The sequence below is a fragment of the Amorphus orientalis genome, from assembly GCF_030814015.1.
GTDB classification, from domain to species: Bacteria; Pseudomonadota; Alphaproteobacteria; order Rhizobiales; family Amorphaceae; genus Amorphus; species Amorphus orientalis.
In genome coordinates this window covers 489,142-511,538 of sequence record NZ_JAUSUL010000001.1, presented here as the reverse complement: position 1 = coordinate 511,538, position 22,397 = coordinate 489,142, and the positions used below count along the sequence as shown (strand labels likewise).

The following is a 22,397-nucleotide window of genomic DNA, read 5'->3' as shown; positions in this document are numbered from 1 at the left end:
CCGCCGAACCGGAGCTCGGCCCGAAAGCGATGAGTGTTCTTTTGTGGCCGGCGCTTGCCGACGGATGTTTTTTCCAGTCTTAATGATCTAAATAATACGTCAATATGTATTCGCTGTTCTTTTGACACGGAGCACCGCGTGCGCACCCTCCCGACGCCGGGATCCGGAGAGCCATGATCGAACCGCGCCGCAGCATCCGGCAGAACCACCTCGCCCTTGGCCAGCAGATCCTGACCATTGCGATGGAGCGCGGCATGCGCCCCGGCGACCACCTGCCCGAGCAGGCCTTTTCGGAAGCCTGCGGGGTCTCGCGAACACCCATTCGCTCGGCCTTCAAGCTTCTGGAGCAGAACGAGATTCTCAGCTGGCGCGAGGAAGAAGGCTACTTCCTGGCGATCGGCAGCGCCGAGGAACTGGCCGACGCCGTCCAGAAGCTCGAGGATCTGGAGAACTCGCTCGCCCAGCGCATCCTGGCCGATCGCGCGGAACGGCGGATCGGCGACGTGCAGTCCGTGCGCGCGCTCATGCAGCGCTACAGCGCATCGCGAAGCAGTGTATTAATTGCGCTAAAAGTACTGTCACGGGACGGGATCGTCACCCAGATGCCGGGTCAGGCGTGGGTGTTCCAGCCGATCCTCGATTCCCCGAAATCCATCGACGAGAGCCTGTCCTTCCGCCTCACGCTCGAGCCCCAGGCCATCCTGGCTCCCGGGTTCGGGGTCGATCTCAAGCGGGCCGGCCTGCTGCGCGCCCAGATGACCGACCTGATGGAAAGCCGCTCCGGCACCATCAGCGCCGCCCGCTTCCACCGCATCGACACCGACTTCCACTCCTTCATCGCCGAATGTTCGGGGAACCGGTTCGTCCGCGGCGCGCTGCTCGCCCATCACAGATTGCGCCGCAGCACCCAGAAGGATACCTCCATCCCCGACTTCCGCCTGCGTCAGTCCCTCCAAGAGCATCTCGACATTTTGGACAGCGTTGAAAGTGCCCAGTACGACCTGGCCGCCGATCAGATGACCCTGCACCTCAGGCGCTCGCGCATCCGCCGGCCGGAAGCGGCCAACCGGGGCACGCCGCCGCTGATGCGGGCGCCTCGGTCATGAGCCGATCGCCCCTCGTCGCCCTGTTTCCCGAGGCCAGCTTCGGCGCCGCGCTGAACTGCGTCGGCATTGCCCAGAAGCTGAGGCAGATGGGCGCCACCCCCGTCTTCATCTGCCATTCCGGCTTCACCGGCGTGTTCGCGGAGTACGGCTTCAAGGAGTACCACCTGCCGCCGCCGGAAAGGCGCAGCAGCGACGCGATCGAGGACTACTGGCAGGGCTTCATTACCACCCACCTGCCCCATTTCGATCTCGACCCGATGGCGCAGCTGCCGACCTATGTCGCGCCCACCTGGCAGGCGATCGTGGACACCGTGGTCGCCGCGGAGGACGGCCTGACCGCGCTCCTGGACCGGATCCGGCCCGACGCGATCCTGCTCGACAACGTCATCATGTTCCCGGCCGTCGCCAATGCCGGCTGCCCCTGGGTGCGGGTGGTATCGTGCGCGGAAACGGAGATCCCGGACCCGAACGTGCCGCCCTATCTCTCCGGCCTTTCGCCCGACGACACGGCGGGTCGCGAGCGCTTCGAGAAGGCCTACCTGACCCACACCCGCGCGGCCCAAAAGCGCTACAACGACTTCCGCAAGGCCCACGGGCTGTCCGCGCTCCCCGCCGGACTGTTTCTGGAATCCTCGCCGACCCTCAACCTCCTGCTCGCCCCCTCCGCCGCGCGCTACGAGCGCGCCGATCCGCTGCCGAAGGACCGGTTCGTCTATCTGGAAGGCTGCGTGCGCGAGGAAACCCGCTTCGACGCGCCGTTCATGCCGGTCGACCACGCACCGCTCGTCTATATGAGCTTCGGCAGCCTCGGCTCCATCGACACCGACCTGATCGGCCGGATGATCGACGTCTTCGCCACCCTGCCGGTGCGCTTCCTCGTCAATGTCGGCGGATTTCTCGAGGCCTACAGCCGGGTGCCCGACAACGTCTATCTCGGCAGCTGGTTTCCCCAGCCCTCGGTGGTCGCGGAGTCCGACCTCTTCATCCACCACGGCGGCAACAACAGCTTCTGCGAGGCGCTCTATTACGGCGTCCCGTCGCTGGTCATGCCCTATTGCTGGGACGGCCACGACAACGCCCAGCGCACCGACGCGCTCGGCTTCGGCCGCCGGTTTGACCGCAGCGCCTGGAGCCCGGACGAGCTCCGTTCGGCCATCATCGCGCTTCTGGACGATGCGGCGATGCGGCAGCGGCTGGCGGAGATCGCACGCGGGATGCAGGCAGAGCCCGGCACCGAGCGGGCCGCCCGGGCGGTCATGGATGCACTGGAAGCAGGACGCCCGATGGCCTGAGCCGGACGGACCAGAGCGAGCGCCGACGCCGGAGCGCGCGGCGCACCCGCGAGCGGTAAGGGCAAAGGAGCTAATATTTCAAGGAAATCAGTCGGGTAGCCAATGAATGGCACCCCCAAGGGGACTCGAACCCCTGTTTCCGCCGTGAGAGGGCGGCGTCCTGGACCGCTAGACGATGGGGGCTTCACGGCGCCGGGGCGCCGGAAACAGAGCGCGGATATAGCGTCTCGCCGCGGGCGACGCAAGGTGCCTGACACCCTCGTTCGCAGAAAAGCGAAAGCGTCTGGGCGCCCCCGAACAGGAAGCGCGGGACGCCTGCGTGTGCCGGGTCCCGCCTACTGCGCGGTCGGTGCGGCGGGAGCGCCGGTCCCGACGGTGACGGTCTGCAGCCGGGCGCCGCTGCCGGCGTCGAAAACGTGAACGGAGGTCTTGCCGTCCGGCCCCTCAACGACCAAGGTGATCCGGTCGCCGGTCGCGGCTGCCGAGCGGACCGTGGCGCCCGACGGAATCTCGACCGCGAGCTCGGTGGCCGGAGCTGCGGCATCGTCCTGCGAAATCCTGTAGAAGATGGCGGCAAACACGGCCACGAAGCCCGCCACCATGATCAGGCTGGAGACCAGCAGCAGCTTTCTGAGCTTGCGCTGGACCCGCTCCATCATCGGATCGAGCGGCGGCTCGGGCCCGTCGTCGAGTGCGGATGAATTCATGGATAGTGCCGCCTTCGTTTCCTCGTCAGAGCCGCTCGCCGTCGTCGCCGACGAGACCGATGCGGGCCAGCGTCTCGACGTGGTCCTCGCCCGTCGCGTTCCGGATCTCTCCCGGGCGCGGCTGCAGGGGCTTATAAAGTCGGGTCAGGTGCATGTCGACGGGGCTCCGGAAACGGAACCCAAACGCAAGCTGCGCCCGGGCGAGGCGATCGCAATCACCCTGCCGCCGCCGGAGCCGGCGACCGCCCGGCCCCAGGCGATCCCGCTTGATATTGTGTTCGAGGATGACCATCTCATCGTGGTCGACAAGCCTGCCGGGCTGGTGGTCCATCCCGCAGCCGGCCATGCCGACGGAACCCTCGTCAACGCCCTGCTTGCCCATTGCGGATCCGATCTCTCCGGGATCGGCGGCGTCGCCCGTCCCGGCATCGTCCACCGTCTCGACAAGGAAACCTCCGGCCTTCTGGTCGTGGCCAAGTCCGACGCCGCCCACAAGGGGCTGGCGCTGCAGTTCGCCGATCATGGCCGCAGCGGTCCGCTGGAGCGGGTCTACAAGGCGCTTGTCTGGGGCACCCCGCAACCGCTGCGTGGAACCATCGACGCACCGCTCGGCCGCGCGCCGAACCAGCGCCAGCGCTTTGCCGTGGTGTCGAACGGCAAGCCGGCGATCACCCACTATGCGGTCGAGCGCGGCTTTCCGGCGGCCGAGCCCCTGGCGAGCCTGGTGTCCTGCCGGCTGGAGACCGGCCGGACCCATCAGATCCGCGTGCACATGGCCCATATCGGCCATCCGCTGCTCGGAGATCCGCTCTACGGGGCGGGCTTCAAGACCAAGGCCAACCGCCTGCCCGACGCCGTCCGCTCGGCGCTCGCCGGGCTCTCCGGTCAGGCGCTCCACGCCGCCGTGCTCGGGTTCGCCCACCCGGTGACGGGCGAGACGGTCCGGTTCGAAAGCCCGATGCCGGCGCCGCTGGCTCTGCTCACGGAAGAGCTCACGAAACTGGGACGGTAGCGGCCCCTGTTTTGACCCAATTTGGGTTAGGATTTCGGATTCGCGGGCCCGGCACTCGGGACGCGGACCTCACGTCTCGCCGCATCCGGGAGACGTGCGCAACGTGGAACCCGGCAGCCACCCTGTCGCGTTCCCCCTGCAACCGTGCGCCGCCGCCAGGGTGCGGCCGGCGATTTGAACCTAAGGAGGGCGCATACTCATGGCCCAACCGATGCTTCCCGCGATCACGTCCGGTGACACCGGCCTGTCGCACTATCTGGAAGAAATCCGGCGGTTTCCGATGCTGGAGCCGCAGGAAGAGTACATGCTCGCCAAGCGCTATCACGAGCATGACGACCCCGACGCCGCCCAGCGCCTGGTCACTTCCCATTTGCGTCTCGTTGCCAAGATTGCAATGGGCTACCGCGGCTACGGCCTGCCGATCGGCGAGGTGATTTCCGAAGGCAACGTCGGTCTGATGCAGGCCGTCAAGCGCTTCGATCCCGACCGTGGCTTCCGTCTCGCCACCTATGCGATGTGGTGGATCAAGGCCGCGATCCAGGAGTACATCCTTCGGTCCTGGAGCCTGGTGAAGATGGGCACGACGGCCAACCAGAAGCGGCTGTTCTTCAACCTGCGCAAGGTGAAGGGCCAGATCCAGGCCCTGGACGAGGGCGATCTGCGTCCGGAGCACGTGGCGGAAATCGCCGAACGCCTCGGCGTGACCGAGGAAGACGTGATCTCCATGAACCGCCGGCTGTCCGGCGACAGCTCGCTCAACTCGCCGATCCGTCAGGAAGCCGATTCCGGGGAATGGCAGGACTGGCTCGTCGACGACAGCCAGACCCAGGAGCAGACGCTCGCCGACACCGAGGAACTGGACAATCGCCGCCAGCTCCTGAAGGACGCCATGGGCGTCCTGAACGATCGCGAACGGCGGATCTTCGAGGCCCGCCGGCTGTCGGAAGACCCGATCACGCTGGAAACCCTGTCGGAGGAGTTCGGCGTCTCCCGCGAGCGTGTCCGCCAGATCGAGGTTCGGGCGTTCGAGAAGGTCCAGAAGGCCGTCCAGAAGGCCTCCCGCGACATGGAGCGGCCGCGCGCCGAGGCCTGACGCAAGAACGCGACGGCGTTGGCCGGGCAACCAGCCAACGCCGACCTGGCCGCCGCATTCCGATCCCTCATACCGTTCCGCCAAAGATCGCGGGCGGACCTCCCCCCCTCGGAACTGTTTTAATTGGTTGGGTGTTTGTTCCCTGATGGAATAGGCTCCGGGCGCAGCGACCCTGCTTATTTCTTGAGCTGCTCGATCAGGAAATAGCGTGGATGGGCCGCTCGGGTTGGGGGCGTGCGCCTTGACGCTTTCTTCGGGGCGCGGCAAGACGAGATGTGTGATCACATTTTAGCGATCCCATTGCCTTCTGGCTTGCGCAGCGAGCCCCTCCGGGAAGGGGTACTATGTTGATTGATATGCAGATTGATCTGGCCGAGCGCGCGGACTTCGTCGCGTCGCTGCTGTCCGCCCTGGCCAATCAGAAGCGTCTCCTGGTTCTCTGCAATCTGATTGAGGGAGAAAAGTCGGTCACAACCCTCGCCGACGCGGTCGGACTCAGCCAGTCGGCCATGTCCCAGCACCTGGCAAAGATGCGGGCTCTTGGTCTGGTGTCAGGTCGGCGCGAGGCCCAGACCATCTACTATTCCATCGCGTCGGAGGAACTGCGGCTGCTGATGGACCGGCTGTCGGAACTCTACTGCCAGCCGGGCGGGATAGATCCAACCATCGCGGCCGGCGAGATCCCCGGCCCGGGTGAGTAGGCCCATGAAGCTGCCGGGCCGGAGCGGACGGCGGAGGCTGAGTTTCGGCCTGCAGACCGTTCTCGGCATCGCCGAGAAGGGCTTCTTCATTCCGCACCGCCACGCGCCGCTCGCCCGTCCAGTGGCGGCGCGGCCCTACGACGCGCTGGAGCGCATCTTCGAAGCGCGGAACGCGGCCCTTTCCGAATTCATCGACGACATCGACCGCCATGCGGACGACCTTGAGGCCATATCCGGCCTCTCCCCGCCGGAGCCGCGGTTCGAGCAGGACTGGTTTCCCCGGCTGGATGCGGCCGCACTCTACACCTTCGTCCGCACCCGCCGCCCCCGCCGGATCCTCGAAGTCGGCTCCGGCCATTCCACCCGGTTCCTGGCCCGCGCCGTCCGGGACGGCGGACTGGACACGCACATCGGGGCCATCGACCCGCAGCCCCGCGCCGACATCTCCAGACTTCCCGTGACGCTGGATCTGCGTCCGCTTCAGGAGGCCGGCGATCAGGTCGGCTCCGATCTCGAAGCCGGCGATTTCCTGTTCTGCGATTCCAGCCACGTGCTGATGCCGGGCACCGATGTCGACATCGTGGTCAACCGGCTCCTGCCGGCGCTGCCCGAAGGCGCCTATGTCGGCTTTCACGACATCTTCCTGCCGGCGCCCTATCCCGACGCCTGGCCGTTCACGACCTACAACGAACAGCTCGCCATCGCCGCTCTCCTGCAGGGCGGTTACGAGATCGAGTTCGCCAGCGCCTATGCCCGGGCCGCACTCGACGACCGGCTCTCGGCCTCGGTCGTCGCACGGCTGCCGATCCAGCCCGGCGCCCGGGAATCCCTGATCATCCTGCGGAAGACCCGCCCAACCGGCTGACGTCCCGGGCCGCTCACGCCCGGCACGGACGCCCTCTAGTCGGCCCCGTCGCTCTTCAGGCTCTCGATATAGGCAACGATATCGGCGATCTCCGAGCGGGAGAGATCCATGTCCGGCATCACCGGATGCGGATCGGCCAGAAAGACCGAGAGGCTTTCGGTGGTCAGCGCCTCGGAGTTTGCGATGGCGGTAAAGGGCGGAACGTCGGCGCTGGCGGTTGCCTGGGCGTCATCCACCACGTGACAGTTCGCGCACCACAGCAACGCAAGTCGGTGCCCTTCCTCGGCGTCGCCGGCGGCATGGGCACCGCCGAGTGACGCAAGCAGCGTCCCGACAGCCACGAACAGGCGGAGCGGTTGAAGGCCGGTCACATACATCTCCCGTCGTCGAAAGGGGAAGGCGGACTTCGACCGGAACGGCGAATCCGCGAGGCCCGCATTGTGACCGCAGAGCTGGAACCGGATCAATTCCAATGTGAAGACGGCGGAAACGAGACCACCCGGATCGGCCGATCCGGGGGGCTCTTGTCGTGACGGATTGCGCTGGTCTCGGTGCCGCCGGATGGCCGCCGCCGATCAACTCGCGGCCATCTCGCCGGCGAGCGCCTTGGCCTGATCGACCCAGCCGTCCCGCTGGATGCGGCCGGGGAAGGCCAGCTCCTTGTCGATCTCGGCGATCGCCGCCGCATCGAGCGCGGCCAGCTGGCTGAAATGGTAGATCCCGAGGGCGTTGAGCCGCTCGGCCAGGCGCGGTCCGACGCCGCTGATCCGGGTCAGGTCGTCCGCCGTCCCGTTCGGCGCCTCCAACCGGACCGCCGCGAGGCCCTTCTTCGCCCGCGGCTTCTTCGCGGCAGCGGCCGGAGAAGTCTGCTTCGCCTTCGGGGCCGGCTTCGGGGTTTCGGCAGCCGTCGCGGGGTTGGAGGCCTTCGCCGGCTCTGCGGTCTGAGGCGCCCTGGCCGGCTTTGCCGGCTCTGCGGGCTTGGTCTCAGCGCCCTTGGCGTTGGCGACCTTGGGCTCGGCCTTGGCTTCCGGCGCCTTGGCTTCCGCTTCCGGCGCCTTGGCTTCGGCAGCCTTCGGTGCGGCGGCGGGCGCCGCCTGCTGCGCGGCCGGCTTCGGACGGGCCGGCGCCGTCGCGGTCTCGGGACCGTCGTGGCTCAGGATGAAGTCGCGGATGCGCGGGCAGATTTCCGAGCGGAAGCGCGAGCCGTTGAACACGCCGTAGTGGCCGACGCCCGGCTGCATGTAGTGGGCGCGCTTGTCCTCGGGCAGGTTCTTGGCGAGCCGGTGCGCCGCCTCGGTCTGCTTCAGGCCGGAGATGTCGTCCTTCTCGCCTTCCACCGTCATCAGCGCCGTCCGCCGGATCGTTTCCGGCTTCACCAGCCGCCCGCGATGGCGGAACTCGCCGTTCGGCAGATGGTGGTTGATAAACACACGGTCGAGCGTCTGAAGATAGAACTCCGCGGTCAGGTCCATGACGGCCATGTACTCGTCATAGAACTCGCGGTGCTTCTCCGCGGAATCACCGTCGCCCTGAACGAGATGGCCGAAGAAGTCGCGATGGGCGGACATGTGCCGGTCAAGATTCATGCTCATGAACCCGGTCAGCTGCAGGAAGCCCGGATAGACCTCGCGCATGAAGCCCGGCAGCGGGAACGGCACCCGCATGATCACGTTGCGGCGGAACCAGTCCAGATCGTGCTGCTTGGCCAGATCGTTGACCCCGGTCGGATTGCACTGGGTGTCGATCGGGCCGCCCATCAGGGTCATGGAGCGCGGCGCATAGGCGTCCTGGTCTTCTTCCATCAGCGCCACGGCCGCGAACACCGGCACCGCCGGCTGGCAGACCGCGATCACGTGGGTGTCGCCGCCCAGCACGTGCAGCAGCGAGATCACGTAGTCGATATAGTCGTCGAGATCGAACTGGCCGTCCGCCAGCGGCACCATGCGCGCGTCGGTCCAGTCGGTGATGTAGACGTCGTGGTTCGGCAAGAGCGCCTCGACCGTGCCGCGCAGAAGCGTCGCGTAGTGGCCCGACATCGGCGCCACTACGAGCACCTTCGGGTCGGCCTTGCGGCCGCGCGGCAGATCCCGGGAGAAATGCAGCAGCCGGCAGAACGGCCGCTCCCAGACGGTCTCCACATGGACCGGCACCTTGACGCCGCCCACCGTGGTCTCGGTCAGACCGAACTCGGGCTTGCCGTAGCGCCGGGTCATGCGCTCGAACACTTCGCCCGCCGCCGCCATGCTGCGGCCGTAGAGCGTATGGCTGAGCGGATTGAGCGGATTCTTGAAATAGAGCCGCGTCGCGTCTGCGACTGCCCGAAAGGGACTCACGGCCGCATGATTCAGTTCGTAGAGTTGATAGTACACGGGCCAACCGTCCTGGTCTCGAAACACATGTCGCGCAGTTTGTTTGCACTGCACAAAAAGATAAGGGGGCAGGGCCCCGGTCCGCAAGCGGTGGAACAAAAACTCCCACACCGCCGAGAAGTTGTGCACGATCAGACTGATGCGGGAATTTCCTGCAGAAAAGTTGGGCAGACGCCCATCAATTACGGCAACTTTGTGGCAAAAGTCGCGCTCATTCGCCGAGGGCCAGCAGCGACCCGGCCGACCGGGACGCGTTGAACAGGGCCACGAAGAGCACGCTCGCGCCGGTGATCAGGACTGCGTTGAGACCCAGCGCCCAGATCATCAGATCGGCCCGGAACACGCCGTCGATGAGGACGGCCCGCATGCCTTCGAACACGTAGGTCGGCGGCAGCATCCAGGCGATCGTCTGCAGCCACTCCGGCAGCACCGCCACCGGATAGTAGACACAGGTCAGCGGCAGGAGCAGGAAGGTCAGCGACCAGGCCAGCGTCTCCGCGCCCAGCCCCTGGCGCAGCACCAGCCCGGACACGGCGATGCCGATCGCCCAGCTGGTCAGGATCAGGTTCGCGAAGAACGCCACCAGAACCAGACCCAGCGACCACAGATTGAAGGAGAAGAAGGCGTAGGCCATCGCCGTCACCGGCACCAGTCCGATCGCCAGCCGGATCACACTCATGCCCATCAGCGCGGCGATGAACTCCGCCGGCCTGAGCGGCGTCATCATCAGGTTGCCGATGTTGCGCGCCCACATCTCCTCCAGGAAGGAGATCGAGAAGCCGAGCTGGCCGCGGAACAGGATGTCCCAGAGCAGCACCGAGCCGATGAACACGCTGCCCGCCCCGGCGATGAAACCGGACTGCTCGTTGAGATAGAGCTGCAGGAAGCCCCACATCAGCATCTGCACGGTCGGCCAGTAGATCAGCTCCAGCACCCGGGGCCAGGACGAGCGCAGCAGATAGGTGTAGCGCTGGATCATGGCGAAGGTCCGCGCCGGGGAGATCGAGCGGTATTCGGGAATTCCGGCGCCGGTGCGCGAATAGAGCATGTCTGACCCTTCTTCTTGTTCCTTCAGCCGGCTGCGAGCCGGGTCACGATCCGGTTGCGGCCGCCGCCCGCGCGCCTGCCCTCAGGACGCCGGCCGGTCGGCGTCTGGCACCTCCGCACTCGACCGGCCGCGGGCGACGTCGAGAAACACGTCCTCCATGGTCGTCCGTCCGTAGCGGCCGATCAGCTCCTGGGGCGCCCCGCGATCCACGACCTCGCCCTTGCGCATCATGATCACGTCGTCGCACATCCGCTCCACCTCCGCCATGTTGTGGGAGGCCAGCAGGATCGTCGCGCCGCGCTCCCGGCGGTAGTCTTCCAGCCGCGACCGGATCCAGTCGGCCGTGTCGGGATCGAGCGATGCCGTCGGCTCGTCCAGAAGCAGCAGCTCCGGCGTGTTGATCAGCGCCTTGGCGAGACTCACCCGCGTCTTCTGGCCCGCCGACAGCCGCCCGGACGGCCGGTCGAGCACCTCCGTCAGCTCCAGCGCCTCGGCAAGCTCCACCACCCGCGCCCGCACCCGGCTCACCCCATAGAGGTTGGCGAACACCGTCAGGTTCTGGCGCACGGTCAGGCGCATCGGCATTTCCACATAGGGGCTTTCGAAATTGACCCGGTGCAGCACCTTGTGGCGCTCGCGCAGCATGTCGTGGCCGAGCACGCGGATCGAGCCGGCGGTGGGCAGCACGAGCCCCATGATCATGGCGATCGTCGTGGTCTTGCCCGCCCCGTTGCCGCCCAGCAGGCCCGTCACCGAGCCGCGCCGGATGGCGAAGTCGATCTCGCCCACCGCGCGGTTTCCGTCATAGTCCTTGACCACGCCGTCCAGGGCGATCGCCGGATCGGTCATCGCCTCGCGGGGTGCGACGGTCGTATCCATGGGGTGTCCATCATCCATTCTGTAGAAACCATCCGGGCCCGGCATGCGTAGCCGGTGGGAAGCGGACCGCCGGATTGACGGTGCGCGGCACCCGGCGATGGCGTACGTAACGCGTCGATACCGACACCGGCGACGGGCTCCGCCGGTCCCGCACCGATGTTCCACACCCTCGCCTTGACGAGACGATGGCCATGACCGCTCCCATGAATCTGGATCACGCCCCCGCCTTCGGCCAGCGCAACGTGCGCCTCGACACGCTGATCCGGCTGCGATGGCTCGCCGTCGGCGGCCAGACGGCCACCGTGCTCGTGGTCGGTCTGGTCTTCGGCTTTCCGCTTCCGGTTCCGGCCTGCTTCGGCCTGATCGCGGCCTCGGCCCTGTTGAATGTCGTCCTGCGTCTCAGGTTCTCGTCCAGCCGGCGGCTGTCGGAACCGAACACCGCGATGCTGCTCGGATTCGACATTCTCCAGCTCGCCGCGCTTCTCTACCTGACCGGCGGCCTGGTCAATCCTTTCGCGTTCCTGATGATCGCGCCGGTGATGATTTCCGCAACCGCCCTGCCGCCCCAGAAGACCCTGCTTCTGGCAAGCCTGGTGCTGATCGCGGCCACCTTTCTCGCGATCCATCACCTGCCGCTGCCCTGGTACGAGGGCGAGGTCCTGGAGCTGCCGCTTCTCTATATCGGGGCGGTGTGGCTGGCGCTCACCTGCAGCCTCGGCCTTATGGGCGTGTTCACCTTCCGGGTCGCCGACGAGGCCCGGCAGCTGTCCGACGCACTCGCCGCAACCGAACTCGTGCTCGCCCGCGAGCAGCACCTGAGCGCGCTCGACGGCCTTGCCGCCGCCGCTGCCCACGAGCTCGGCACGCCGCTGGCCACCATCGCCCTCGTCTCCAAGGAACTGGAACGGGAGATCGAAGCCGGCTCGCCCCACGCCGAGGACGTGCGCCTCCTGCGCACCCAGACCGACCGGTGCCGCGACATCCTGCGCAAGCTCACCACCCTGGCCAACGAGCCGGACGGCCACTTCGACCGCATGAGCCTCGCCCAGCTCATCGAGGAGGTCGTGGCGCCCACCCGGGATTTCGGCATCGACGTCCACGTGCTGCGCGAGGGCAGCACCCCGGACGAGCCGATCGTCGCGCGCAGCCCGGCGATCCTCTACGGGCTGGGCAATCTTCTTGAGAACGCCGTCGACTTCGCCGAGACCGACGTCCACGTCACGGCGCGCTGGTCCGACGACCGGGTGACGATCGAGATCGAGGACGACGGACGCGGCTTTTCCGAAACCGTCCTCGACCGGCTCGGCGACCCCTATGTCACCAGCCGGGCGACGCGCTCGGCCGGCGGCGGACTGGGCCTCGGCGTCTTCATCGCCAAGACGCTGCTGGAACGCTCCGGCGCCCGGCTGACGTTCGCGAACCGGCGTCCGCCGAAGCGCGGCGCCTGCGTGGAGGCGGAATGGGAGCGCGCCGCCATCGACCTCTCGCGCAGCCCGGACGCCGGTCCGTCGTTCCCGGCATAGCCCGGATGCCCGAACGACATGGCCGCTGCGCTTTGCCGAACGGCCCCGGGCTCCTATAAACATTACAGAGAAGAGTGAGCCCCGCGCCGCGCTCCCATCGATGCGGCGCCCCCGACGCGACAAGACGCGTATGAAACATGACAGTGACCGACACGAGTACCCAGGACGAGATCACCCTTCCCGACGGCGAGGTCACGCTGCTGATCGTCGATGACGATCACGCATTCGTGCAGCGCCTCGCCCGGGCCATGGAGAAGCGCGGCTTCGAGACCGAGACGTCCGAAACCATCGAGGACGCGATCGCCCGGATCGAGAGCAACCCGCCGGCCTATGCCGTGGTCGACATGCGGCTGGGCGACGGCAACGGTCTCGATGTGGTCGACAGGCTGCGGCAGGTCCGCCCCGACGCCCGCAGCGTCGTGCTGACCGGCTACGGCAACATCGCCACCGCGGTGACCGCCGTGAAGCTCGGTGCGATGGACTATCTGTCGAAACCGGCCGATGCGGACGACGTGGTGACCGCCCTGCTGCGCAATCCGGAAGACCGGGCGGCGCCGCCGGACAATCCCATGTCGGCCGATCGGGTGCGCTGGGAACACATCCAGCGGATCTACGAGCTGTGCGACCGCAATGTCTCGGAGACGGCACGGCGGCTGAACATGCACCGCCGGACCCTGCAGCGCATCCTCGCCAAGCGCGCCCCGCGCTGACGTCCCGTCCGCTCCGAGGCAGGTCTCTTCACCGGAGATCCGATACACTGGCGCGATGCGAATCGGATGCCGATTCGCATGAGCCCCGGAGCCTGACATGAAACGCGTCCTGATCGCCCTGGCCACGCTCTGCGTGATCGTGGTCGGCACCCTTGCCGCCCTGCCGCTGTTCATCTCGACCCAATGGGTGCGGGACACGGTGGTGGGTCAGCTCAGCCGGGCCACCGGGCTCGCGATCGCGATTGACGGCGATGTCGGGCTGCGCGCGTTTCCGACGGTCGGGCTGTCGGCGGAATCGGTGCGCGTGCGCGCGCCGGATGGCGCGGATGTCATGTCGCTCGACACCCTGCGCGCCGATCTCGGCCTGCTGCCGCTCCTGTCGGGCAACATCCGCGTCAACGAGATCGTGCTCGACGGGCTCCGGCTCGCGCTCATCCGTCAGGAGGACGGCACCATCACCCTGCCGGGCCTGCGTGCGGCCTCCGCGTCCGCGGCGGACGGCGCGGCGGAGACGACCGGCTCGGACGGCCTGCGCGACGTGGTCGCGATCCTGGAACGGCTTTCGGTCGGCCGGTTCGATATTCGCAACGGCGTCGTCGTGGTGGAAGACGTCGGCACGGGGCTGCGCGAAACCGTGGACCAGCTCGCCCTGCGCCTGCGGCTGCCGGACATCGACGCGACCGCCCATGCCGAGGGAAGCCTGCGCTTCCGCGACCGGCCCCTGTCGTTCACCGCCGACATCGAAACCCCGCGCTCGCTGACGTCCACCGCGCCGACGGCGGTCAGCCTTGCCATCGAGGAAGGTCCGATGACCGCCGACCTCGACGGCACGGCGATCCTCGCCGATACGGTCAGCTTCGACGGCCGCATCGCGTTCGCCAGCGACGACCTCTCGGACGCCGTCGCATGGGCCAGCGGCAGCGCGCCGGGCGTCGACATCGGCTCGGTGTCGGTGGAGGCCACCGCGGTCATGACACCGCTCGCGCTGGCGCTCACCGACATCGGTGGTCAGATCGGCGGTAGTGTGATCACGGGTGAGATCACACTACCGACGGCCACCGAGATCCCCCAGATCCGCGGCACGCTCGCCGCCGACACCATCGATCTGGCGGAGTTCCTACCCCAGACGACCGCCGATGACGCGGCGCCGGCTGCCCCGGACGACGGCAGCCTCGACCTCTCCGGCCTGAATGCGGTCGACGTCGATCTGTCCGTCACCGTCGGCGAACTGGCGACACCCCAGGCGACGCTTCGCGATGCCCGGGCCCGCATCCTTCTCCAGGCCGGCGATCTCAGCATCGACGTTCCCAGCGCCGGGCTCGACGGCGGCACCCTCGCCCTGTCGATCCGGGCGCGCGACGACGCCGGAACCGCCGCCGTCGACGGCCGCTTCCGGGCAGCCGACGTGCCGCTGGCGACGCTGCTCGCGGTCGCCCCGCAGCCCTACGAGGCTTCGGGAACGGCCACGGCCAATGTCGGTTTCGAGGGCCGGGGCACCACTGTCGACGCCCTTCTCGACGCAGCCAATGTCACAGGGACCGTCGGCCTGCGCGATGCGCGCGTCACCGGCCTCCCGCTCGCCGACGCCGTGCCCGGCGACAGCGCCGCCGGCACCCTGGAGGCCATCAATCTCGATGCCGAGTTCGCCGGGACCACCGGCCCGGTCTCGCTGGCGGGCGGCGTCACCTGGCGCGGCACCCCGTTCCGGGTCGACGGGTCGATGGGCGCGCCCGGCACCCTGCTCTCCGGCGCCCCGACGGATTTCCGCGTCGGCCTCGCCTCCGACCGGGTGTCGGCCAGCTACAGCGGCACCGTGACCCTTGCCGGCGATCTCTCCGGACGGATCGGGCTCGCCACCCCGTCGCTGCGGACCCTGCTCGCCTGGCTCGACCGTCCCGTGGGCAGCGGCGACGGTCTGGCGGCCGCCTCCATCGAGGGGGTGCTCACCGCCGGCGCGTCCAGCGTATCCCTGTCGGAGGCCGTGGTCTCGCTCGACGCCAGCTCCGCCCGCGGCGGCGTGTCCGTGGCGCTTGCCGGCGAGCGGCCGGTCATCAACGCCGATCTTGCCTTCGGCCGGCTCGATCTCACCCCTTACGTCTCCGGCCAGTCGACCGCCGCCGACGCCCCTCCGGCCAGCGACGAGGGCTGGAGCCGCGAGCCTCTCGACCTCGCCAGCCTCCGGGCCGTCGACGCCTCCCTGTCGTTGACGGCGGAGACCATCACCATCGACGCCCTGAAGACCGGGGCCGCCACCCTCGGCGTCACGCTGGAGAACGGCACCCTCGACGCCCTCCTCAGCCAGTTCGAGCTCTATTCCGGCTCCGGCACGGGCCGCGTCCAGATCAGCGACCGCTCCGGCGCGACCGCCAGCGCCGAATTCGCGCTGGACGGCGTCGACGTCCACCGGCTGCTCAAGGACGGCGCGGACTTCGGCGCGCTTGCCGGCACCGGCCGCATTGCGCTCAACGTCGCCGGATCCGGCGACAGCGCCTATGCGCTGATCCGCGCGATGGACGGCTCCGCCTCCTTCCAGATCGCCAACGGCGCCATCCTCGGCGTCAACATCCCGCGCCTGGTCCGTCGGCTGTCCACCTCCGTTCTCACCGGCTGGCAGTCCGACCCGGCGGAGAAGACGGACTTCACCGCCTTCGGCAGCTCGTTCGCGATCTCCGATGGCGTGGCCACCACCGACGACCTCTCCCTGATCGGGCCGCTGGTGCGGATGAGCGGCGAAGGCAGCGCCGACCTCGCCGACAAGACCCTCGACTTCCGGGTCGATCCGCGCGTGGTCGCCAGCCTGGAAGGCCAGGGGAGCGAGGCCGATCTGAAGGGCCTCGGCGTGCCCATCGTCATCAACGGTCCCTGGTCCGATCCGCGCATCTATCCCGATATCAGAGGCATTCTCCAGAATCCGCAGGCGGCGCTAGAGCAGCTCAAATCGGTGAGCGGCCAGTTCGAGGATCTGGCCGACCTCGGTGCCACCGGCGCCCTGGTCGGACAGGTCGCCTCCGGCGACACCGGCGGCGCGCTCAGCAATCTCATCACCCAGCAACTCGGCCAGATCGGCGGGGGCGGCGGCTCCGGCGGCGGCGACCTTCAAAACGCGCTCTCCTCGATCGCCCGCCAGCAGCTCGCAGGCGGCCGGGACAGCGGCAATGCCGGGGCCGACGGCTCCGGCTCGGCCGACGACCTGATCGGCTCGGCGATCGGCCAGCTCGCCGGCGGTCTCGCCGGCCAGCAGCAGGCCCCGCCTCAGCAGGTGCAGACCACCGAGGTCGCGCCCGCCGAGGCTCCGGCCGAGAGCCAGCCGATCGCGCCCCAGGCGCCGTCGCCACCGCCCGACACGGCCCAGGTGGTTTCCGGCGTGATCGGCAGCCTCACCGGCCAGCAGCAGCAGGGCCAGCAGCAGCCCCGTCCCGAACAGGTGGTCGGAGGGCTGGTCGGCGGGCTCCTCGGCCAGGCCGCTCCCACGGACCCGAGCGCCCAGGCCGCCGCCTCGCTCCTGAGCGGCGTCTTCGGTGCCCGCCCGGCGCAACAGCCGGCACAACAGCCCGCGCCCCAGGCGGTTCAGCAGCCGGCGCCGCAGCAGGCCCAGCCGGTCCAGGCGGTCCCGGTCACCGTCGTGCCGCGCCCCAATCCGCGGCGCTGATCAGGTCGCCCGACCGGTCAAAAGGCGCCTGCGGGTGCCCTGAAACGCACCACTTGCGCATCCCGCCGCAAAAGCAGACGCGACGGCCGATCGGGCCTGTACTTCGCCCGGAATCCGCGCCAAGACAGGCCCACCTCAGGCGCTGGGACACGGAGCCTCCTTCATGCAGGATCGCCCCGAGACGGAAACCGACGTCGTCGCGAGCGGCAGCGCTGCCGAAGTCTTCCGCGTCTTCCTCGTCCTCGGGCTGACCTCGTTCGGCGGCCCGATCGCGCATCTGGGCTATTTCCGCTCCGCCGTCGTGGAACGCCGCAAGTGGCTCTCCGAAGCCGCCTACGCCGACCTCATCGCGCTCTGCCAGTTCCTGCCGGGTCCTGCCTCGAGCCAGGTCGGCATGGGGATCGGCCTGAAACGGGCCGGCTATCTCGGCATGGCCGCCGCGTGGACCGCCTTCACCCTTCCCTCCGCCATCGCCCTGGTCGTGTTCGCCTATGGGCTGACCGCCCTGGGCGACACCGAAGGCGCCGGCTGGATCGCCGGCCTGAAGGCCGCCGCCGTCGCGGTCGTTGCCCAGGCGCTCCTCGGCATGGCCGGCTCGCTTGCCCCCGACGCACGGCGCGCCACCATCGCGGCAGCCGCCATGATCGCGCTCCTGATCCTGCCGACCACCTGGGCCCAGGTGCTGGTCATCGCCCTCGGCGCCGCCATCGGTCTGGTGGTTCTGCCGCGCCCCGAGGACGGAGCCGGCGAAGGCGGGCTCGACGTGAAGGTCTCCCGGCCGGTCGCGCTGACCGCGCTCGCCGTGTTCTTCGTGCTGCTCGCCGGCCTGCCGCTCGCGGCCGCCATCTCCGACAGCTTCGCGCTGACGATCCTCGACACGTTCTACCGCGCCGGCAGCCTCGTGTTCGGCGGCGGCCACGTGGTGCTGCCGCTCCTGGAACAGTCGGTGGTCGGGCCGGGGCTCGTCCCCGACAGCGCCTTCCTCGCCGGCTACGGCGCGGCCCAGGCGGTACCCGGCCCGCTGTTCACCTTCGCCGCCTTCCTGGGCGCCGTCCTCAACGGGCCGGTGAGCGGGATCGCGGGCGCGGTCCTCGCGCTTCTCGCGATCTTCCTGCCCTCCGCGCTGCTGGTGATCGGCACCCTGCCCTTCTGGGCGGCGCTCCGGCATCGCCCGAACGCCCGGCGCGCGCTGATGGGGGTGAACGCCGCCGTGATCGGCCTGCTCGCCGCCGCCCTCTACGACCCGGTGTTCACCCGCGGCATCACCTCGCCCATGGCGCTGGCCATCGCGGTTGCCGCCTATGTCGCGCTCAGCCAGTGGAAGGCGCCGCCCTGGGCGGTGGTGGTCGCCTCCGGCGTGGTCGGCGGGGTCGTGCTTTAAGCCGGGACCTGCCTATCCGGCCTCGCCCTCGCCCGCTTCTCCGCCGTCGCTGCCGTCCGATGGCCCCGCCTTGCCCGGTCCGATCGCGTTGCCGAGCGGTTTGCCCCTGCTGTCGGTCGCGCCGGGGCCGCGCGGCGTGTCGTCGGCCTCTTCGACCTGCGGCTTGCCGTCCTCGTCCGGCGGCAGAAACCGATCCGGCTTGCCTTCCGGCAGGCTCTCCACGTAGAGCGAGGTGGAGGGAAAGGCGAAACTGGAGCCGGCCCCGTAGACGATGTCCATCAGCTTGTAGGCAAGCCGCTCCTTGGCCGCCAGCCACTCCGCCCAGATCGTCGTCTTGGTGAAGCAATAGACCATGATGTTGATCGACGACGCCCCGAAGGAGTCGATCCGGACGAAGGTCGACATCTCCTTCGGCGACACGAAGTCCCCGGAGTCGAGGATGTACGCCTCGATCCCGTCGCGGATCTCCCTGAGCTGATCGACGGTGGTCGAGTAGGGCACGCCGATCGTCCAGTAGATCCGGCGCCGGCGCATGGCGGAGTAGTTCGTCACCGCCTTGTCGGACAGGTCGGTGTTCGGCACCTGGACCAGCGTGTCGTCGAAGTTGCGCACCTTGGTGGAGCGGAAGCCGATATATTCCACGGTGCCGTCGACGACCCCGTCGACCTTGACCCAGTCGCCGTACTGGAAGCGCTTTTCCGCCAGGATGAGAATGCCGGCGATCAGGTTCTTGAACAGGTCCTGGGCGCCCAGCGCGACGGCCGCACCCGCGATTCCCATGCCGGCCAGGAGCGGACCGACCTGGACGCCCCATTCCTGCAGGATCGCGGCCCCGCCGAGAAAGGCGACGAGGCTCGCCAGAATGCGGCGGATCCAGTCGATCATCGACTGGGTCAGCCCGCCGGAATAGGGCCGGAGCGATTCCACGAGCGGCGTGACCAGGCCGAACAGCGCCCAGAACACCGCTGCCAGCACCAGGCTCGCCACCACATGGGCGGAAATCACCGCGATCTGGCCGCCCTCGTCGGCGCGGACGATCTCGAACGCGAAATAGGCGCCCAGCGCGACGGGCAGAAGCCCGATGGGACCACGCAGCGCCTCGATCACCTGGTCGCGCTGCTTCGTGGCGGTCAGTCCGATGAGCCGCGTCAACAGGAGCAGGACGAGGGACCGCAGCGGTCGCCGCAGGATGTAGAACAGCAGAAAGACGACCACCGCGAGCAGGATGCGGTCCAGCGGAAAGCCGAGCGTGTCCTGTCCGATGGCGCCCTCAACCGTCTGCCAGGCCGACCGGATCTGCGGAAACCGGCCCGTCAGATCGGCCGCGAGCTCGTCTGGATTCACCTGCCCCACTCCCTCTGTTCGCCTGAGAGCATGTCCCGTTTGCTCAACCCATTGAATCTGGAGCCATGTCTTATCGATCGGGTGTTTCCACCTGATCGGAGAAGGCTCTAGCCCGTCTTATCGCCTCGCTGGTGCGCGTGCGAAACCGAAAATCGCGTGCCGCGACGAAGAGGTGAACCGGACGGCTTTCCGGGTGTTGATCCAGAAAGCACTGGCCAGGCCCGGCCCGACGCCCCAGACTCACGGCCTCAGCCGTTTGCCCCAGAGGAGCCGCCGATGATCCCGCCGCTCGTCCGCCTCTCGACCGTCCTCGTTGCCGTCCTGTCGGTCTCCGCCGCCGGGGCCCAGGACGGCGCCATCGTCTCGTCGCAGTCCCGCTTTCATCCGGTGATCGCCCAGACCGGCATGGTCTCCAGCCAGGAGGCGCTCGCGACCACCGTCGGCGTCGACATTCTGCGCGCCGGCGGCAACGCGGTGGACGCGGCGGTGGCCGTCGGCTTCGCGCTTGCCGTGACGCTCCCGCGCGCGGGCAATATCGGCGGCGGCGGGTTCATGATCGTCCACGACGCCGACGCCCACGAGACCATGGCCATCGACTACCGGGAGACGGCACCGGCAGCGGCGACGGAGGACATGTTCCTCAACGACGCCGGCGATGCCGATCCGGTCAAGTCCCGCTTTTCCGGGCTGGGCGTCGGGGTGCCGGGAACCGTGCGCGGGCTTGCGCTCGCCCATGAACGGTTCGGCTCCGGCAATCTTTCCTGGGCCGACCTCATCGCGCCCGCGATCACGCTGGCCCGCGACGGATTTCCCGTGAGCCAGGATCTCTCCAGCTCGCTCTCATCGAACTGGGTACGGCTTCACCTGGCCCGCGACCAGGAAGCCTACGGGATCTTCTACGGCCCCAGCGACGGGACCCCTGAGCCCGGCTTCATCATGACCCGGCCGGATCTCGCCGACACGCTGGAGGCGATCGCCCTGGACGGACCGGACGCCTTTTATGAGGGCCCGATCGCCAAGGCCATCGTGGACAAGGTGAATGCGACCGGCGGCCGGATGAGTCTCGCCGATCTGGCCGGCTACGAGGCCAAGCTGCGCGCGCCGGTGCTGGGGAGCTACCAGGGCTACACCGTCGCCTCCATGCCGCCGCCGAGTTCCGGCGGCATCCACCTCATCCAGATCCTGAACATCCTGGACGGGCTGCCGATCGCCGAGCACGGCCTCAATTCCGCCCGCACCATCCATCTCATGAGCGAGGCGATGAGCCGGGCCTACGCCGACCGCTCCGCCCACCTCGGCGATCCCGACTTCGTCGACGTGCCCGACCGTTGGCTGATTTCGGAAGACTACGCCGACGAGGTGCGTGCCGGGATCGATCCGGACCGGGCAACCCCGTCGTCCGAGATCCGGCCCGGCACGCCTCCGGCGCCGACGGAGAGCCCCGAAACCACCCACTATTCGGTGGTCGATGCCGACGGGAACGCCGTCTCCAACACCTACACGCTGAATTTTTCCTACGGGGTGGGTCTGGTCGCCGACGGCACCGGCATCCTGCTCAACAACGAGCTCGACGACTTCTCCGCCAAGCCCGGCGTGCCCAACGCCTACGGGCTGATCGGGGGCGACGCCAATGCCGTGGCCGGCAACAAGCGGCCGCTGTCGTCGATGACGCCGACCATCGTCTTCAAGGACGACAAGGTGTTTCTGGTGACCGGCTCGCCCGGCGGCAGCCGGATCATCACGACCGTGCTGCAGATCATCGTCAACGTGATCGACCACGGCCTCAACGTCGCCAGCGCCACGGCGGCGCCGCGCATCCACGATCAGTGGCTGCCCGACGAGATCCGCATCGAGCGCGGCATCAGCCCCGACACGATCGAGAAGCTGGAGGAGATGGGCCACACCGTCGCCCTCAAGGACGCGATGGGGTCGACCCAGTCGATCCTGGTGACCCCGGACGGCACCCTTCAGGGTGCGGCCGATCCCCGCCGCGCGGGCGCGCTCGCGGCGGGGTATTGAGCAATCCTAGGAAAAGTGCTCTTGCGGTTTTCCGCCCGGGGATTGCGCCCGAAACAACCGCGCCTCACGCCGAACTCGCTTGCGCTCGCCGGCTCCGCGAGGGCGGCCGGTTCTTTCGGTCCAGTCCCGTCGCTCTTCTGCACTTGATTCAGCGGCATGCGGTCGCGCGCTGCCAGGTGACGTCCGGCGAGGGGAGGATGTTTAACTCAAGTGCCAACCCCACTCTCCGCTCATCCCCGCGAAAGCGGGGATCCATAGGGCCTCACCGTCAGAGCTGAAGCGTTTCGTAGAGATCGCGCCATTCCCCGTTCTCCTGAAGAACCAGGGCAATCTTCCACTCCCGACGCCATTTCTTGATCTGCCGCTCGCGGACGAAGGCAGCTTCCCGGTTCTCGTGGACCTCGTACCAGACGAGTTTCTTGATCCGATGTCTCCGGGTGAAGCCTGGTAGGGCGCCAGTCTGGTGCTCGTGGATGCGCCGCGCGAGGTCGTCGGTCATCCCCACATAGAAAGTGCCGTTTCGCCGGCTCGCGAGCATGTAGACGTAAAAGGCCATGGCGAGAGGATAGTTCGAATTTCCCTCTCATCCTGCCTGAATCTGGCGCCGCCTCCCTATGGATCCCCGCTTTCGCGGGGATGAGCGGAGTGTGGGGTTGGCGCTTGAGACAGACATCCCTGTCTCCCCGAACTGCATCCGCC

General features: G+C 68.2%; 18 protein-coding genes and 1 tRNA gene. 11 read left to right on the top strand and 8 right to left on the bottom strand.

The window, feature by feature from the left end; all coding sequences use genetic code 11:
- The first annotated feature begins 173 nt into the window (after nucleotides 1-173).
- Nucleotides 174-1,106, top strand: coding sequence for a GntR family transcriptional regulator (locus J2S73_RS02285; protein ID WP_306883800.1), 933 nt, complete (start codon nucleotides 174-176; stop codon nucleotides 1,104-1,106).
- A complete protein-coding gene (locus J2S73_RS02280; RefSeq protein WP_306883799.1) occupies nucleotides 1,103-2,398 on the top strand; it encodes a nucleotide disphospho-sugar-binding domain-containing protein in 1,296 nt (431 codons plus the stop codon). The genes J2S73_RS02285 and J2S73_RS02280 overlap by 4 nt, the downstream gene beginning before the upstream one ends.
- Before the next feature lie 107 nt (nucleotides 2,399-2,505).
- Here J2S73_RS02280 and J2S73_RS02275 read toward each other — a convergent pair.
- A tRNA-Glu gene (locus J2S73_RS02275) sits at nucleotides 2,506-2,581 on the bottom strand.
- 152 nt (nucleotides 2,582-2,733) lie between these two features.
- Nucleotides 2,734-3,105 (bottom strand): DUF6476 family protein, encoded by a 372-nt coding sequence (locus tag J2S73_RS02270; protein ID WP_306883798.1) that lies wholly within the window; start codon nucleotides 3,103-3,105, stop codon nucleotides 2,734-2,736.
- On the opposite strand from J2S73_RS02270, the gene J2S73_RS02265 reads away from it, so the two are divergent.
- From J2S73_RS02265 to J2S73_RS02250, 4 genes are all read left to right on the top strand, one after another.
- A complete protein-coding gene (locus tag J2S73_RS02265) occupies nucleotides 3,104-4,117 on the top strand; it encodes an RluA family pseudouridine synthase (RefSeq protein ID WP_306883797.1) in 1,014 nt (337 codons plus the stop codon). The genes J2S73_RS02270 and J2S73_RS02265 overlap by 2 nt on opposite strands.
- Before the next feature lie 199 nt (nucleotides 4,118-4,316).
- Nucleotides 4,317-5,210, top strand: coding sequence for an RNA polymerase sigma factor RpoH (gene rpoH, locus J2S73_RS02260; protein WP_306883796.1), 894 nt, complete (start codon nucleotides 4,317-4,319; stop codon nucleotides 5,208-5,210).
- A gap of 344 nt (nucleotides 5,211-5,554) precedes the next feature.
- On the top strand, nucleotides 5,555-5,911 hold the full coding sequence (locus tag J2S73_RS02255; protein WP_306883795.1) for an ArsR/SmtB family transcription factor: 357 nt from the start codon (nucleotides 5,555-5,557) through the stop codon (nucleotides 5,909-5,911).
- 4 nt (nucleotides 5,912-5,915) lie between these two features.
- Nucleotides 5,916-6,776: a class I SAM-dependent methyltransferase gene (locus tag J2S73_RS02250; protein ID WP_306883794.1), complete on the top strand. Its 861-nt coding sequence runs from the start codon at nucleotides 5,916-5,918 to the stop codon at nucleotides 6,774-6,776.
- Nucleotides 6,777-6,811: 35 nt separating this feature from the next.
- Here the strand turns inward: J2S73_RS02250 and J2S73_RS02245 are convergent, their stop codons facing one another.
- The 4 genes from J2S73_RS02245 to J2S73_RS02230 form a co-directional block, all read right to left on the bottom strand.
- Nucleotides 6,812-7,147: a c-type cytochrome gene (locus J2S73_RS02245; RefSeq protein ID WP_306883793.1), complete on the bottom strand. Its 336-nt coding sequence runs from the start codon at nucleotides 7,145-7,147 to the stop codon at nucleotides 6,812-6,814.
- Between the two features lie 204 nt (nucleotides 7,148-7,351).
- Complete coding sequence (locus tag J2S73_RS02240; RefSeq protein ID WP_306883792.1) at nucleotides 7,352-9,145, bottom strand: polyhydroxyalkanoate depolymerase; 1,794 nt, start codon at nucleotides 9,143-9,145, stop codon at nucleotides 7,352-7,354.
- 211 nt (nucleotides 9,146-9,356) lie between these two features.
- Entirely contained in the window at nucleotides 9,357-10,193 is an 837-nt protein-coding gene (locus J2S73_RS02235) for an ABC transporter permease (RefSeq protein WP_306883791.1), read from the bottom strand.
- Between the two features lie 81 nt (nucleotides 10,194-10,274).
- A complete protein-coding gene (locus J2S73_RS02230) occupies nucleotides 10,275-11,072 on the bottom strand; it encodes an ABC transporter ATP-binding protein (protein WP_306883790.1) in 798 nt (265 codons plus the stop codon).
- A 191-nt stretch (nucleotides 11,073-11,263) separates the two neighbouring features.
- On the opposite strand from J2S73_RS02230, the gene J2S73_RS02225 reads away from it, so the two are divergent.
- The 4 genes from J2S73_RS02225 to chrA all read left to right on the top strand — a co-directional run bounded on the left by J2S73_RS02225 (nucleotide 11,264) and on the right by chrA (nucleotide 18,335).
- On the top strand, nucleotides 11,264-12,595 hold the full coding sequence (locus J2S73_RS02225) for an ActS/PrrB/RegB family redox-sensitive histidine kinase (protein WP_306883789.1): 1,332 nt from the start codon (nucleotides 11,264-11,266) through the stop codon (nucleotides 12,593-12,595).
- Nucleotides 12,596-12,732: 137 nt separating this feature from the next.
- Nucleotides 12,733-13,305 carry an ActR/PrrA/RegA family redox response regulator transcription factor gene (locus tag J2S73_RS02220; RefSeq protein WP_370874378.1) on the top strand — a complete coding sequence of 191 codons (573 nt, stop codon included), beginning with the start codon at nucleotides 12,733-12,735 and terminating at the stop codon, nucleotides 13,303-13,305.
- 97 nt (nucleotides 13,306-13,402) lie between these two features.
- Complete coding sequence (locus J2S73_RS02215) at nucleotides 13,403-16,954, top strand: AsmA family protein (protein WP_306883787.1); 3,552 nt, start codon at nucleotides 13,403-13,405, stop codon at nucleotides 16,952-16,954.
- A gap of 163 nt (nucleotides 16,955-17,117) precedes the next feature.
- Nucleotides 17,118-18,335, top strand: coding sequence for a chromate efflux transporter (gene chrA, locus J2S73_RS02210; protein ID WP_306883786.1), 1,218 nt, complete (start codon nucleotides 17,118-17,120; stop codon nucleotides 18,333-18,335).
- A 12-nt stretch (nucleotides 18,336-18,347) separates the two neighbouring features.
- On the opposite strand, the gene J2S73_RS02205 is transcribed toward chrA, so the two are convergent.
- On the bottom strand, nucleotides 18,348-19,679 hold the full coding sequence (locus J2S73_RS02205; RefSeq protein ID WP_306883785.1) for a mechanosensitive ion channel family protein: 1,332 nt from the start codon (nucleotides 19,677-19,679) through the stop codon (nucleotides 18,348-18,350).
- Nucleotides 19,680-19,955: 276 nt separating this feature from the next.
- On the opposite strand from J2S73_RS02205, the gene ggt reads away from it, so the two are divergent.
- The gene (ggt, locus tag J2S73_RS02200; RefSeq protein ID WP_306883784.1) at nucleotides 19,956-21,698 is read left to right on the top strand and encodes a gamma-glutamyltransferase; all 1,743 of its coding nucleotides are present in this window, start codon (nucleotides 19,956-19,958) and stop codon (nucleotides 21,696-21,698) included.
- Between the two features lie 268 nt (nucleotides 21,699-21,966).
- Here ggt and J2S73_RS02195 read toward each other — a convergent pair whose 3' ends face one another.
- Complete coding sequence (locus J2S73_RS02195) at nucleotides 21,967-22,254, bottom strand: GIY-YIG nuclease family protein (protein WP_306883783.1); 288 nt, start codon at nucleotides 22,252-22,254, stop codon at nucleotides 21,967-21,969.
- Between the last annotated feature and the right edge of the window lie 143 nt (nucleotides 22,255-22,397).

What these genes read in the sequence shown, in the direction of transcription:
- J2S73_RS02265 (WP_306883797.1), top strand. Translation starts at nt 3,104, where the DNA reads ATGGATAGTGCCGCCTTCGTTTCCTCGTCAGAGCCGCTCGCCGTCGTC.
- rpoH (WP_306883796.1), top strand. Translation starts at nt 4,317, where the DNA reads ATGGCCCAACCGATGCTTCCCGCGATCACGTCCGGTGACACCGGCCTG.
- J2S73_RS02195 (WP_306883783.1), bottom strand. Translation starts at nt 22,254, where the DNA reads ATGGCCTTTTACGTCTACATGCTCGCGAGCCGGCGAAACGGCACTTTC.
- J2S73_RS02285 (WP_306883800.1), top strand. Translation starts at nt 174, where the DNA reads ATGATCGAACCGCGCCGCAGCATCCGGCAGAACCACCTCGCCCTTGGC.
- J2S73_RS02270 (WP_306883798.1), bottom strand. Translation starts at nt 3,105, where the DNA reads ATGAATTCATCCGCACTCGACGACGGGCCCGAGCCGCCGCTCGATCCG.
- J2S73_RS02255 (WP_306883795.1), top strand. Translation starts at nt 5,555, where the DNA reads ATGTTGATTGATATGCAGATTGATCTGGCCGAGCGCGCGGACTTCGTC.
- J2S73_RS02215 (WP_306883787.1), top strand. Translation starts at nt 13,403, where the DNA reads ATGAAACGCGTCCTGATCGCCCTGGCCACGCTCTGCGTGATCGTGGTC.
- ggt (WP_306883784.1), top strand. Translation starts at nt 19,956, where the DNA reads ATGATCCCGCCGCTCGTCCGCCTCTCGACCGTCCTCGTTGCCGTCCTG.
- chrA (WP_306883786.1), top strand. Translation starts at nt 17,118, where the DNA reads ATGCAGGATCGCCCCGAGACGGAAACCGACGTCGTCGCGAGCGGCAGC.
- J2S73_RS02225 (WP_306883789.1), top strand. Translation starts at nt 11,264, where the DNA reads ATGACCGCTCCCATGAATCTGGATCACGCCCCCGCCTTCGGCCAGCGC.
- J2S73_RS02235 (WP_306883791.1), bottom strand. Translation starts at nt 10,193, where the DNA reads ATGCTCTATTCGCGCACCGGCGCCGGAATTCCCGAATACCGCTCGATC.
- J2S73_RS02280 (WP_306883799.1), top strand. Translation starts at nt 1,103, where the DNA reads ATGAGCCGATCGCCCCTCGTCGCCCTGTTTCCCGAGGCCAGCTTCGGC.
- J2S73_RS02230 (WP_306883790.1), bottom strand. Translation starts at nt 11,072, where the DNA reads ATGGATACGACCGTCGCACCCCGCGAGGCGATGACCGATCCGGCGATC.
- J2S73_RS02250 (WP_306883794.1), top strand. Translation starts at nt 5,916, where the DNA reads ATGAAGCTGCCGGGCCGGAGCGGACGGCGGAGGCTGAGTTTCGGCCTG.
- J2S73_RS02220 (WP_370874378.1), top strand. Translation starts at nt 12,733, where the DNA reads ATGACAGTGACCGACACGAGTACCCAGGACGAGATCACCCTTCCCGAC.